11 protein-coding genes are annotated in these 13661 nt (G+C 58.3%); 4 read left to right on the top strand and 7 right to left on the bottom strand.

Going from position 1 to position 13661, the window contains the following annotated elements:
- Positions 1-20 precede the first annotated feature (20 nt).
- Genes HJO_RS06505 through HJO_RS06490 form a run of 4 tightly spaced genes read right to left on the bottom strand, consistent with a single transcriptional unit; the run spans position 21 to position 2591 of the window.
- Complete coding sequence (locus tag HJO_RS06505) at positions 21-554, bottom strand: DoxX family protein (protein ID WP_051618354.1); 534 nt, start codon at positions 552-554, stop codon at positions 21-23.
- Complete coding sequence (locus HJO_RS06500) at positions 551-1336, bottom strand: HvfC/BufC N-terminal domain-containing protein (protein WP_035615120.1); 786 nt, start codon at positions 1334-1336, stop codon at positions 551-553. Before HJO_RS06500 ends, HJO_RS06505 begins: the two co-directional genes overlap by 4 nt.
- Positions 1326-2183 carry an MNIO family bufferin maturase gene (bufB, locus tag HJO_RS06495; RefSeq protein ID WP_035615117.1) on the bottom strand — a complete coding sequence of 286 codons (858 nt, stop codon included), beginning with the start codon at positions 2181-2183 and terminating at the stop codon, positions 1326-1328. The genes HJO_RS06500 and bufB overlap by 11 nt, the downstream gene beginning before the upstream one ends.
- Before the next feature lie 36 nt (positions 2184-2219).
- Positions 2220-2591 carry a BufA1 family periplasmic bufferin-type metallophore gene (locus HJO_RS06490; RefSeq protein WP_035615115.1) on the bottom strand — a complete coding sequence of 124 codons (372 nt, stop codon included), beginning with the start codon at positions 2589-2591 and terminating at the stop codon, positions 2220-2222.
- 371 nt (positions 2592-2962) lie between these two features.
- On the opposite strand from HJO_RS06490, the gene HJO_RS06485 reads away from it, so the two are divergent.
- Positions 2963-4474: a hypothetical protein gene (locus HJO_RS06485; RefSeq protein WP_156945444.1), complete on the top strand. Its 1512-nt coding sequence runs from the start codon at positions 2963-2965 to the stop codon at positions 4472-4474.
- Positions 4475-4563: 89 nt separating this feature from the next.
- Here HJO_RS06485 and HJO_RS06480 read toward each other — a convergent pair whose 3' ends face one another.
- Together HJO_RS06480 and HJO_RS06475 are read right to left on the bottom strand one after the other, a co-directional pair.
- Positions 4564-5520: an alpha/beta hydrolase gene (locus tag HJO_RS06480; RefSeq protein ID WP_084141663.1), complete on the bottom strand. Its 957-nt coding sequence runs from the start codon at positions 5518-5520 to the stop codon at positions 4564-4566.
- Complete coding sequence (locus HJO_RS06475; protein WP_051618352.1) at positions 5517-6314, bottom strand: IclR family transcriptional regulator; 798 nt, start codon at positions 6312-6314, stop codon at positions 5517-5519. The genes HJO_RS06480 and HJO_RS06475 overlap by 4 nt, the downstream gene beginning before the upstream one ends.
- Positions 6315-6478: 164 nt before the next feature.
- On the opposite strand from HJO_RS06475, the gene HJO_RS06470 reads away from it, so the two are divergent.
- The 3 genes from HJO_RS06470 to HJO_RS06460 all read left to right on the top strand — a co-directional run bounded on the left by HJO_RS06470 (position 6479) and on the right by HJO_RS06460 (position 12690).
- Positions 6479-8665, top strand: a complete 2187-nt coding sequence (locus tag HJO_RS06470; RefSeq protein WP_035615111.1) for a TonB-dependent receptor — start codon at positions 6479-6481, stop codon at positions 8663-8665.
- Positions 8666-8737: 72 nt separating this feature from the next.
- Entirely contained in the window at positions 8738-11290 is a 2553-nt protein-coding gene (locus HJO_RS06465) for an alpha-L-rhamnosidase-related protein (RefSeq protein WP_156945443.1), read from the top strand.
- Positions 11287-12690 carry an MFS transporter gene (locus tag HJO_RS06460; RefSeq protein WP_035615106.1) on the top strand — a complete coding sequence of 468 codons (1404 nt, stop codon included), beginning with the start codon at positions 11287-11289 and terminating at the stop codon, positions 12688-12690. Before HJO_RS06465 ends, HJO_RS06460 begins: the two co-directional genes overlap by 4 nt.
- Before the next feature lie 149 nt (positions 12691-12839).
- Here the strand turns inward: HJO_RS06460 and HJO_RS06455 are convergent, their stop codons facing one another.
- Entirely contained in the window at positions 12840-13628 is a 789-nt protein-coding gene (locus HJO_RS06455) for a DeoR/GlpR family DNA-binding transcription regulator (RefSeq protein WP_035615407.1), read from the bottom strand.
- Positions 13629-13661 lie beyond the last annotated feature (33 nt).

Raw genomic sequence — 13661 nt, 5'->3', positions numbered from 1 at the left:
TCTTCCCCCCGGTCCTGAGTTCAAACGCCGGGGCGTTCGAGTTTGATCAGCCTGTCGACCGAGAATAGACCCGGGCCACGGGCCAGGATGACAAACAGAAGCGCTGCCCACCAAACGTGGCTGCCCCACCAGCTGTCTGCGTCTGGAAAAACAAGGCGCTCGATCACCAGCGTCATCGTCAGGAGACCAGCGGCGGCGAAGCGTGAGGTCAGCCCGAATATGAGCAGGATCGGAAGAAGGATCTCCATGATACCCGCCATGTTGGCGAACCGCTCGACGATCCACTGCATCGTCGGCGCGTACGTTCCCTCGACTTGGTCTGTGCAAAGCACGAGGGCCCCGGCGCGCTTTTCCTCCGGGCAGAAGAACTCGTAGAGGAAGAGGTCGTACTTGTCGGGATTGAATGACAGGAAACCGTTCCATTTAGTGAAACCGGACATCAGGAACACCCGGGCGACTGCCAGGCGGGCCGCCAGTAGGGCAAAGGGTTCAAGAAGGTCTGCCTTCTGTGTGAACCAGGTATATCCGGATATCAAAGTTGTTCTGATCTTCATTGTGAGGTCCCCTGAAGTGATGTGGCGTTGACAAAGATGCCGGATGCGAACGTGCCGGCGATAAGGCTGGAAAGGTCAATGTCGGGCTGGGCAGAGAGAGCCATTTCGCACGCCGCGCCAATGGCGTGGCCCCGTGCCAGAGATTGGAGGAATGTGTACTCTCCGTGGCTGAGCTGGCGCATTCGGACCTCTCCATCTGGTCTCCAGAACAGGACATATTCTGTCCGTTGTGGGATCGGCGTCTCCCGAGACGGAGCGTTTCCAGCGTCGAGGGCGGACCAGAGAGCGGTAAGCCCCCAGTCCGTTTCAACAAGGCGAGCGCTGGGGCTCAAATCGATAAGGGTGTGCATCAATGCGTCGGGGCCATGCCTGGCGACGCTGTCTGCCGACAGTGGCCTGGCGTCGCTGGCCAGATGCGCCGCAAGCCATGCGCGGTCGAGGAGTGCCAGGTTCGATAGCCAGGGCAGGCCGTGCTGTGAATCGGCTGCGGCGAGGAAGGGGGGCAATGAGGCACCATAGCCCACGAGGCTCCGAACCGAAGGCGGCTTGGAAGCGACATAGGCACGCGCCATTGCGCCAAAGAATTCGTCACCCATCATCCGCGCGAGACGCGAGTAATTGGATCGCAATGCCTCGACACAGGCTAGTATGCCGGAATTCCGATAAACATTCGCGCGCTGCCCCGGGTGTGCATGATCTTTCATGAGGGGCTGCAGCGCCACGGCGCCAGCCTGGCCTGATGCGAATTCCGAGACGGTCTCAATGTGCTTTTCAAGTCGCATTTGGAGCAACCTCCCGGGCGTCTGTCAGGATGCGAGAGGCATTATGGACCTCAACGAGCAGGTCGTTGAATTCCGGAATATTGCCATCACGCTCGATCAGCACGGGCTTCGGCCCCCATGTGCGCAATGCCAGAGCAAGCAAGCTCCAGACATCCTCGCTGACAGGCGCGTCATGACTGTCGATCAGGAATTCGGCGCCAAGCGCTGGATCCTGTGAATGTCCTGCGACATGGATTTCACCGACGAGATTGGCCGGGATGGATCTGATGTATGCGCAAGGATCGATGCCAACATTGTTGGCGCTTACCCAGATATTGTTGATGTCCATGAGAAGTCCGCAGCCGGAGCGCCGGGCGACGTCGGTCAGGAACTCGGGTTCATCCAGGTCGCAAGCGAAGGGCAGGTAGTTGGTCGGGTTCTCAATGATGATGCGGCGACCAAGTGCAGTCTGAAATTCGTCGACCCGATTCGCGAGATGCTGCACAGCTTCCTGTGTCCGGGGAAGAGGCAGCAGATCGGCGTGATAGCGGTTCTTGTGAGCAGAGAACGTCGCGTGCTCTGATACCTGAAATGGTTCGAACCGGTCGATCAGGGCGATGAGTGCCAACAGGTGTTCGGGATCGAAAGGGTCCAGCCCGCCGAGGGACGCGCCGACGCCGTGAAAGCTCAGTGGGCGCTTGTCACGAATGGCGGCGAGCCAGGCCAGGCGAGGACCGCCTTCAACCATATAGTTCTCGGGGTGAACCTCGAACCACAAACCTTCGACCTCGGTCTCGAGCGCCGGCCGGAAGTGTTCCGGCTTGAGCCCGAGACCGGCGCTGGGAGGAGGGGGCGCTGGAAATCTCATGAATGTGATCCGAGGAACTGTGTGGCCGCGCCGGAATCAGGCGGGCGTGTTACGGTCGAGTTCGTTGAGCGAGGCAGCGCCTTCGGGCGTCACGATGAATTCGCAGGACCCTTTGGGCGCGTAGGTCCAGGCGTTACCCTGGAAGTCGACTGTTGATGTGCCTTCACAGCTGGTGCCTTTGCCAGCTTTGCAGTCATTCTCGCCAGCAAGCGCAATGCCGTAGCATTTGTCTTTCCGGCCAGCGAGACGTTCGCCACCCAGCCATTGGGTGATTGCGGATTGAACGTCTGCAGGCGCATTTTCAGCGACTGTCAGCTGAGCGTTCGGTTTGGCATTGGCTGCGCCTGCGACAGCGGCGAGTGCGAGACCGGCAAAGACCGATTTGGCGATAAAGCTGGTTTGGGACATGAATCGTTTTCCTCTTTAGTGGCAATGGTTCGCCCGGCGAATTGCCGGTGCGAAGCCACTGCTATCGGGCGCAGGAGGAAAAGGACAATCACGACATGCCCAGTCGTGTTCACGGATACGCGAGTCGAGATTGATCGGCCCCGAATTCAGTCCATTCGTCAGTGTGCAGGCACTTCAATTTCGAGCGGCAGGTGATGTCCGAATGGGCCTGCACAAGTATACGAGCCAGCTTCCGCACGCCCGAAACACGTATACCCGGGGCGGTGAGAGAGGATGCGAAGGGGTTTCTTTTGACAAGGGTTGCTGCACCGGTACAAACCGGACGATGATCGGCACGGACTGCAAACCCGGGATCAGATCAGGAGCAACGCATGAAGACCATGACCCGTCGCGATCCAGGAACGCGCCCGTGCGCACGCCAGCCAATGCGCAGCCAGGCGATTGGTGCGGCGCGGCAATGTCTCGTGGTCCTGGCAATGATGTTGTTTATTGGGCCCGCGGCGATGGCTCAGACAAAATTCGGTGGCAATGCCCAGAAACGCTGCCAGGCGCTCCAGCAATGGGTTGGTGTGCAGGACACGACAGTCGATCTGGCCCGTATATTCAGAGACGAGCACTTCGTGCCGGTGTTCGGCAGGTCCTATGACAGCATGAAGGACAAGCATCTCAGAGGCGTCTATCGAACCCTCTATGGGTGTGCCCTTCCGCGGAATGTGTCTGACGCCCTCTACACCGCTTTCGCTCCCATCTCATATCGGACACTGGACAAGAACGGCGCTAAAAATCGCTACATCACGTTCAGGCAGCTTGTGGATTCGGCCCGCGGACAAGGCCCACAGCCCAAAGGGCCTTATCTGTTACACAAAGCTGGTCTCCGCATACATTCCCAGCCCGATCTGGATATTCATTTTCGCGCCGGAGAATGGCAACAGGCGAACGAAAAACGATGCGGCGCAGACGGAGACGCGACCAGACTGGTTGCCGTACACAAGGTGGACGATGACTTTCCGATCACAGAAGAATATCTCCGCCGGGTGCTTTACAGCGGCCTGATAGATGAACTGATGTCCAAGTCTTGCCCAGCCTCGACGGCGACCAATGTCAGTCACTACTTTTCGGAGCATCCGATCAACAGGGATGCTCAGGAACTGTCGGAGGAAGCGGCCGTCAATACATCTCTGCAACGAAAGGTGCTTTCTTCCTGGAGCCGTCCGTCCAGGCCCGGAGACGTGAGCTTCCGCGGTTTGCTCAAGGATATTCGCGGGTACGCCTACACCGATGTGACCAGATATGTTCGCAATGGACAGAAGGCTGATTGGCAATTGCAGCTGGCAGAAGAGAAGCTTAGAGAAGCCGAAGCAGCTCGTCTCGCCCGAGAAGCGCGCATTGTGGCGCGCCAAGCCTGGTTTGAGAAAGAGAAGCCGGCGTCGAACTGGCCGCTTGGGGATGATGCCCTGTTTGACATCTACATGCTGGGCGGTGCGTCGACAGTGCCGGCGCCGCACTTTCGCGAGCGTCCCGAAAATGACCGCAACAGCGGTGGTTCCAGGATCGTGGAAAACCGGTTCACGGTGCTGGCCTATGTCGAAACCGCTTCCAAGCGCTGCGGTGCGAAGACACCGAATGGCGCCACAGTATTTGAACTCAGTTCGCAGAGGGGCGATGGTCCCATCAGCACGGCACAGGTAACGGTGGATCGGTCGCTCGCCGACACATACGAAACGACCAAGCGGCTGATGGGCATCTCATACAGGATACTGGACCTGTATGAGGTGAAGCAGGCGAGCGCCCGCATGGAGCCCTTGTTCGACCAGTGGGTATGCGGGGGGCCAGAGTGGGCGCGCTTCATCCGCGGGCTGGACGTCATTTCAATCAATCGATGAGCGATGTGGGGATTTGCGAGTCGACGCCTGGTGCCAGGCTTCCTCGTCTCCACGCCGCCAGCGGCGGAATGCCCGTGAGACAGATTCGCTCATGTTTCGAGTGTCTGCTTCAGCCAGTTTGCCGCGTCGTGGATGGCCTTGTCAGCGTGAGGCAAGACAGCGCTCATCGACGTGAAGCCGTGAATGGTGTCCGTGTACTCGTGAAGCTCGTGCGGAACGCCAGCCTTGGTCAGGCGATCGGCCAATGCGTGGCTATCGTCACACAACGGATCGTTTGTAACGGCATTCAAAAAGACCGGGGCGAGCCCCTCGAGCCTCGCCAGGCCGGGGGAGGCTTCCGGATCACTCCAGCGCGCAGCGGAGTCACCGACATACAAACTCCGGAAATATTCCATCGCCCGCGTCTCGAGGACGAATCCGGTCGCATTTTTGATGAAGCTCGGATGAGTGTAGCGAAGATCATAGACGCCGTAAAATAACGCAATTGCGCTCAATGGTTGGCCTGCATCCCGGAGCGCGATTGCTGCCGAAAGCGCAAGATTGGCACCAGCTGAAGCACCGCCAATCCCGAGCCGGTCCGGGTCAATTGCCAAACTGCCGGCGAGGGAGGCAATGGATACAGCTGCCGCCACGATGTCATCGCGCGGTTCGGGAAAAGGGTGCTCCGGCGCAAGAGCATAGTCGATTGAAATGATATCTACGCCAGACCAGGCGCACAGCTTCAGCAGTTTGAGGTGCTCGAAGTCAAGATCTCCCACGATCCAGCCCCCTCCATGCGCATAGATCAGCGCGGCATTCTGTGTGCCACGATCACCTGGTTGATAATGCCGCGCCGCAATCTGCCCGCGATCGGTATTGATCGTCAGGTTGTTGTATCCGGCACCATCAACGGAGCCTGCATTCCAGGCCTTGGCCTTGGTGCTCGCACCGATACGCGCCATCGCGGGGGGGATGTCCCACAGGCTGGGGGTGCCGGGTGTCGCAAGTTGGGCCGCTGCCTCCAACATTTTGCTGACTTCCGGATGGAGACTCACTTTTGCGGTCATGTTCTGCCGAGTTCCTTTTCAGTTTGTCGGGCGATGCTCTTGATCTGGGAAATGACGGTTTGCGTGCCCGCTAGGTCGGGATGCAGTCTCATGCCCATCACATTGAGAACTGCGAAGAGGTTGCCTGACTCATCCATGATCGGCGCCGCGATTGCCGATACGAATGGTGACAAGCTGCCCTTGATATATGAGAAGCCATCTTCGTGAACTTTGGCTTTCAGGCGATCGATCGCGCCTTTTTCGAGCAGGCCTGGAAACACTTCGCCGCCCTTCAGGGCGGCTAGCTCATCGCGTACGATGGCTTCAGTGTGCTCAGTGGGCAGGAAGGTCAGAAAGATCCTTCCCATGGCTGTCGTGAGCAGGGGTGGGTTGAGGCCAGAATTCATGACGAGCAGTGTCAGCGGTTCCCGGCCGCGAGACCAATGTGCGACCGTCGGGCCGCGTTCCGACCAGATTGCCAGATACACCGTGCGACCGGTTTCGTCGCGGGCGCGGCGGGTCGCAGCAAGCAGGACGTCATATTGGTCGCGATGGTCTATTGCGGCGAGGCCGATCTGGCGCGCTTGCGGACCGAGGATGTATTCGCCTGAGCCGGTATCCTGTTCAACGAGCCCGGCGCGTTTCAAGCTCACGAGGTAACTGTGCGCACGGCTCGGCGACAGACCGGCATCGGCTGAGATGCGTTTGAGCGCCGCTCCGCCTCCCGCCCGAACAAGCGCATCGAGCAAACGTGCAGCAACCTCAACGGATTGAACACCTTTCTGATTGTCGCTCGGTCCTGACGTGCTGGCCATCTCTATCCCCCGCGGACCCATTCCCTCGTTTCACTATTAGCGAACGTAATCGCGATTGACAAAATTCGCAATTCCTTATTCGTTCACATCAAGCGAAAGTTTTCGCGAATAGAGAATGTTTGCGTCGGGCGACGGGTACAGACACCATTTTTCAGGAGGAAATCATGAACGGCAACAAGATCAGGGCAACAGCTTTTCGACTGATCGGTGTCTCGGCGCTGGCGCTTGCGGCGTCCATGCCCGGCATCGCGCAGGAGCAGGATGAGGACACGGCGCGACTGGGTACGATTACCGTAACCGCCGAACGCAGAGCGGAGTCGATCCAGAGCGTGCCCATCGCGGTTACCGCATTGGATGCTGCCGCGCTCGACGCGCGCCAGATCGCGGAAGTTCAGTCTCTCAAATCGATCGTACCCAATATCGTGATCGAGGACGCGCCAGGCAGCGGGACGAGTGTCAAACTGTTCTTGCGCGGCGTCGGCACGGACAATCCGGTCTTTTCCGGGGATGGGGCTGTTGGCGTGTATATCGACGACGTCTTCATCGCGCGCGCGCTGGGTGCCAATTTTGACTTGTACGACGTTGATCGCGTTGAAGTCCTGCGCGGGCCGCAAGGCACTCTTTATGGACGGAACTCGTCCGGTGGTGCTCTCAAGATACAAACAGCTGACCCGGTAATGAACGAGACGCTGGTCAAGGCAGAGGTCGCAGCCGGCAATATCGGGCAGATCGAAGCCAAGGCGGCGTTCAACCTCCCGGTCGTCGAAGACAAGCTTGCAGCGCGCGTATCGCTCTTCAGTTCGAGCCACGATCCGATTCAGGAGAACATTCTCGATGGCAGTGGCGCCTTCGACAAGAGCACTCAGGGCGGCCGTGCCAAGTTGCTTTGGACCGCTTCGCCGGACGTCAGGGTCGTGTTGGCGGCAGACTTTGTAAGGGAGCGGAGCTTGCCGGGCGAGGGCGTTTCGTTCAGGGACGAGGACCTGAATTTTGACGGCATCGTCGATTATTCCTATGATGGAAGTCTTTATACGTACTATAGCGGACTCAGTAATCCCTACCAATCGGTGGATAATTCCGGACTGACGGCACATGTCGACTGGGATCTCTCCGGGGGCATGAAATTCACATCCATTTCCGCCTACCGTGAGTTGGATTTTGGTGTTCGCGCAGATTCGGATGGAACTGTTGCGGCGCGTTTTGAGCCTAACCAGAGACTGGAAAACCAGACCTTCAGCCAGGAGTTCAATCTGTCTGGTGGTGGCGACCGATTTAATTGGCTTGGCGGCCTGTACTATTTTCAGGAGCAGAATGACTTTCTCTGGGATCTCACGGTGTTCGGGAATCTCGGATCGCCACAAAACTTCCAACTATTTGACCAGAGCACTGAAGCCTGGGCGGTCTTCGGACAGGCGACGTTTGATGTCACCGATAAACTCAGTGTGACGGGTGGCTTGCGATACACTGAGGAAACGAAAGATTTTCACGCGGACGGATTCGACAAGACCGGTCCGGCGGTGGCCGAGGGCGGAACACCGACAGGCACGCCCGCATTCACGTTTGACGACAGCAAGGATTTTGGCAACACGTCGTATCGCGCCAGTGCCGACTATGCATTCACCGAAAATATTCTGGGCTATGTCAGCTATTCAACGGGATATCGCAGCGGTGGATTCAATGGTGGGGCGCGGACGTTGGCACAGGTCGCTGCGCCGCCGTTTGATGATGAAACTGTCGACACTGCCGAGATTGGCATGAAGAGCGATTGGGCCAATGGGCGCCTGCGCTTCAATGCCACATATTTCTCTTCTGATTTCAAGAACCTGCAGGAGGCATCCCTGCAGGGAGGCGGATTCGCAACACTGAACTCAGACGCTGAAATCAGCGGGTTTGAAATTGAAGCGAGCGCGCTCCTTACAGACGATTTCCGGGTTGGATTTCAAGGGGGCACGCTGGACAGCGAAATCAAGCAAAACGGAAACCGCGCCAAGTATACGCCTGAGTTCGCCTACTCGGTCACGGCAGATTACAACCGTTCCCTGGCAAACGGAGGGGAATTCTTTGCATCCGCGAGCGCAGCTCATGAGGATACCTACTTTCCCGGAATCGATAATGATCCGGTTAGGGAAGTTCCCGCACATACGATTGTTGATGCCAGGATAGGCTACAAACTGCCTGGCGGTCAGTGGGAAGTCGAATTGGCCGGCAAGAATCTCTTCGAGGAAGAGTATCCCACGCACAGCTTCAACATAAACCTTCCTCCGCCGCCTGCCGGACCAGGCCGGCTGACAACGATCATGTATCCCAACCGTCCGAGAATGGTGGTGCTGCGCGTGCGAGTGAAGATGTAAGTGGAGCTTGTCGCGAGTTGCCGGGTTCGCTCGGCAACTCGTTCCTTTTCTTCGATACGGGAGCAGCCAGACTTGCGAACCAAAGCGGACTTCATCTGGTCACCGGATCAATCGGTCAATCTCTCGGCCTATGGCGCGATGATGCATGGCGGATCGAATCGGCGAGATGATGGCGAGAATCGCTGGTTCTTTCTCCGCCGCAGTTTCGACCTAGACCAAGCGCCCAGCCATGCCGACTTGTCCTTGACGGTTGATGGCCGGTATCGGTTATCGGTCAATGGAACATATGTCGGCTTCGGTCCGGCCCGGTCGGTGCCGCAAAGGAAAAGTGTCGATCATTACGATTTGACAGGTCATCTGCGCGCGGGTCGAAACGTACTTGCGGCGCTGGTTTACGTGCCGGGAACGGATTTGGCCTGGTATCAAGCGATGCGTGGATCTTGGCAGCCGGTGTTCGGTGATGGTGGACTTTGGGCTTTTCTGGAAGGTGTGTGTGGGGGAGAATCCTTCGAGATTGCGTCGGATGAACTTTGGAAAATCAAGCAAGCTGATTGCTGGCGCCAGGATGTCCCGCGCGAGGGCTGGGGACAGGGGCATATGGAGGACATTGATGGCGTAGAGTATCCAGATCGGTGGTGCGAAACGGACTTTGATGATTCTGGCTGGGATTTCGCGCGCAGAATGAAGGCGGAGGGGGACTGCGACGACCAAGCAATCGGGCGAGGAAGGAGTTATCCATTTCCAGTGCTGACGCAACGGATACCGCATCTTCTTGAGCATCACCTGGAATCCGCTACGGATATTGTCTGGTCCGGTGCCGTATCGCCGCTACCGGACCTGCCCTTGAACGAGCGCCTGTTCAGGGAGGCGCCCTGCGCCGACAATATCGCCGGTGCTGTCGAACCTTCTGCATTACTGTCTGACCGTGCAGATTGCGTATTGAAAACGTCCGGCGACGCGGATGCAGCAATTGTCCTGGCGTTTCGGTATCATACAGGATTTCCGTTCGTGGAAATCGAAGCATCAGGTGGGGAAATCATCGAGATCGCGGTGTCAGAACGGTTGCCTGGTGAGTTCGACGGCGGATCAGCCGGGCCACTTCGGCACATGGGCGTCCATGCCGTGTCGAATCTCTTGCGTTATACTGCTCGTCCGGGGCGCCAACGCATTGAGAAGTTTGAATGGGCGGCAATTCGCGCAATGCAGGTAACCGTCAGAAATGCGCCAGAGGGACTCATCCTGCGCGCCGCGGGATCCCGTGCCATTTCCTATCCGGTGGCTCGGTCCGGGGTATTCACCTGCTCGGATCCCGAGTTGTCGAGGTTATGGGATATCGGCGCGAACACAGCGCACCTTTGCATGCACGACGCCTGGGAAGACTGCCCTGGACGAGAGAAACGACAATGGGTGGGAGATGCGGCGGCCGCATTCCAGATCGCATCGTCAGCGTTCGGGGCGGACGCAATTGAACTCCACCGGAATTTCCTTCTCTCTCTGTCTGATGCACAAAGGCAGGATGGTCTGTTTCCCATGTTCGGCCCGGGCGATCAGGGAGAAAACGGGGTGGTGATCCCGGATTTCAGCCTTCACTATATTATGTCTGCCGCGACGTATTTAACCTACACAGGTGATCTGGCGACGGTTGAAAGCATCATGGCCGCAGTCGAGCGCAGCCTGGACCGGTTTGCTGCGTGGCGTGGGCCGAACGGCCTTTTGTCCGATATTCCGGAGTGGAATTTCATTGAGTGGGCCAACGTTGGCCGGGACGGGGAATCTGCCGTGATCAATGCGCTCTATGCAGGTGCGCTGGCGGCCGCCGCTTCGCTTGCTGAGGCGGTTGAGCGACCGCGCCTGCGGACAAGATGGCTGAACATTCGTGACCAGGTAAAAGATGCCCTCAACGCCAGGTTATGGTCACCGGAGCGAGGAGCATATGCCGATTGTGCCGATCCGGTCTCGGGGAAAAAGAGCGCCCGGATTTCGCAACAGGCCAATGCGTTGATGATTGTGTTCGATCTCGCTCCCCGGCATCGCTGGGATCAGATGCTGGATGTCGTAACTGACCGGCGCCGGGTTCATACAACCGCCGCGCCACCGATCGTTGAAACCGATCAGCCATTCGATCCTGAATCGGACGTTGTGGCCGCCGGCACATTCTATTCCACGTTTCTGTTCGACGCCCTCGCCAGGGGAGGGCGTTTCGGGACTGCGCTAGATGCGATGCGGAGCGCGTATGGGCCGATGCTGGATTCAGGCACGACAACCCTCTGGGAGAGCTATGCGCCGAATGCCAGTCTCTGCCATGTGTTCTCCGCTAGCCCGGTTCACCATCTCAGTGCCAACATCCTGGGTGTCCGTCCAACCAGCGCGGGTTATCGCTCTGCGAGTGTTGCGATCTCGCCATCCGGGCTGGACTGGGCGAAAGGCACTGTTCCTACGCCCCACGGTAACGTCGATGTCGATTGGACTTTGGTGAATGACACGCTGAATGTGTGGGTCAAAGCGCCAGACGCGATTGTCATGACCGTGCAGACGCCTGCAGGCTTTGAGCCTATCAAGAGGTCTCAGCAGAGATTTGTGTTCAGGAGGCTCCATGACCTGCAACGGCGGGGGCAGTTGAATTGACAACTTCCAGTCCTCTGCGCCTGCGCCACATTCTGGGATGGTCCAGTGGCGGCTTTGCGGTCGCTGTTTATCTCGGCGTTACAATCAATTATTTCCTGTTCTTCCTCACTCAGGGCGCGACCATTCCTGTTGGCATGGCCAGTATGGTGCTTTTGCTCCCGAGGCTATGGGATGTCGTGACGGACCCGATCATGGGAGCGATTTCCGACAGGACAAGAGGGCGCGCCGGACGGCGGCGTCCATGGATTTTGTTCGGCGGACTGGTATTCGCTGTCAGCTTCTACTTCATGTTCGCGATACCGGATTTTGATGCTGCCTGGCAGCGGGCCGTCTGGGTCACAGGCTTCTACATGCTGGTCGGCACGGGCTACACCATGTTCGAAGTCCCGCTCAACGCGATGTTGCCAGAGATGAGCCAGGACTACCGACAGCGCGCCCGGCTGGCTGGGTACAATATGATCGCGATACGGACCGGACTGATCGCGACGATGCTGGTGGGCCCCTATATCTTTGCTGCGGACGCCGATGTGGCTGCCGGTTTCCGCCGTATCGGACTGTTTGCAGCCGTTGTGATCGCAGTGGCGAGCATCGTCGTGTTCACCACGACTGGGGATGCTCCGAGGGTCGAGCGCCCACACAAGAAATTCCACTTGCGTCAGGAGTTGTCCGCACTCTGGAAGAACAAGCCGTTCAAGGTCCTGTTTTGTGCGCACTTGCTGAAATTCACGGGAATCGGTGCGGCCGGTACGTGTGTGATCTATTATTTGGTGTTTGTGTTGAAAGCGCCACCTCAGTCAGTTGGCGTCGTGCTTTCGGCGACGGCTGCCACGGCCACCTTGTTCCTGCCGCTTTGGATGTGGCTGATGCAGAAATGGGGAAAAAAGCAGGCCTACTCTGCCGCGTTGCTTATTCTCTCTTTCGCCATGCTGCCGCTCCTGTTTGTCCAGCCGGACGCATTCGACTTTTCATTCAAGATTCCTTTTGTGGCAGAGGCCGTGAACGGCGCCGTGATAGCGGTCGCGGGCATTTTGATCCTGGCTTCGCTCGGCGATTCCGGCGCCATCCTGGCACCCAATGCCATGATCCCCGACACGGTCGAGGCAGATGAGCTTCAATCAGGCACCAGGCGTGAGGGAACCATTCTGGGGGCCTGGACCTTCAGCCGGAAACTCGGCATGGCGCTGGGCGCCTATGTCGTTAGCCTTATGCTTGGCTGGTCTGGATTTGTCCCGGGGGCGACGTCCCAGTCTCCCGAAGCGCTCAACGGCATACGCCTGGGCTACGTCCTGTTCCCGGTCTCGTGCTATATCGCCGCCTGGTTGATCCTGCGAAAATACACGCTCAGTGAAGCTCGGTTTGAAGAAATCAAGGCGGATCTGGTTGGCCGCGCCGAGAGATAGATGCCCGAATTCAGGACTGACTGTCCTTTGAGGCGCCCCTCTGGCGACGGGATGAAGCGGACAAAGCAGTGTCGTTGCGAGTATTCCCAGGGCGGGGACGGGATCGGAACCGGAAACCCCAAAGTCGGAGGCGGGCGCGATGGCCTGTCCTATGCCACGACCAGATTCACGCCGGCCGCTTCAATAACCGCCGCCGCCTTGTCCGTTATCCGGTCGTCCGTAATGAGGGCATCAATATCTTCCAGCGCGCATACGACACTGCCGGATGACTGATCGAACTTGCTCGCGTCCGCCAGTACGATCACTTCTTCGGCTCGCTCAATGAAACGCCGCTCGCTTGCGACGAGGACAACGTCATCCTGCATCAGCCCGCAGGCTCCAATTGCTGCGGCACCCATGAACAGTTTTGGTGCGTGAAACGCTGGCGTCAGGTCTTCTCCAAACATGGGCAGAATAATATTCTGTTCAGGAAAGACCGCACCGCCCGGCACGAGGACCCGCGTGCCATTCTGGCCGGTAAGCGCCAGAACGATGTGAAGAGAGTTGGTCAGAACCTGCAGGCCGAGGCCTTCCAGATGCGGGCACATCTGCAACGTTGTAGACCCGCCATCAATCATGATGCCTTCGCCCTGTCCGCACATTGCAGCGGCAGCCGCGCCGATCCGCTTCTTTTCGGGCAGGTTGCGGGTGACGTTCTCGGCAAACGGTGTTCCCCCAAGCCGCATTGCGGAGAGCGCGGCATGCGCCGGTGTTTCGGCGTCCAGTGCCTTGGCGCCACCGCGGACCCTGATCAGCCGGCCCTGCGCATCGAGGCGTTCGAGATCGCGTCTGATGGTTGCCGGCGAACCCTCAAGCTTCTGTTCCAGCTCGCGAAAGCTGATAAACCCCCGAACGGACAGGAGATCTAGGATGGCGGATTCTCGTTCTGTCGCGTGCATGCCGACCATTCTGTCTGCTAACGGCTAATAATC

It is taken from the genome of Hyphomonas johnsonii MHS-2 (genome assembly GCF_000685275.1).
Lineage (GTDB): Bacteria > Pseudomonadota > Alphaproteobacteria > Caulobacterales > Hyphomonadaceae > Hyphomonas > Hyphomonas johnsonii.
The sequence above is the reverse complement of the archived record's forward strand: the minus strand, read 5'-3'. Positions and strand labels throughout refer to the sequence as shown.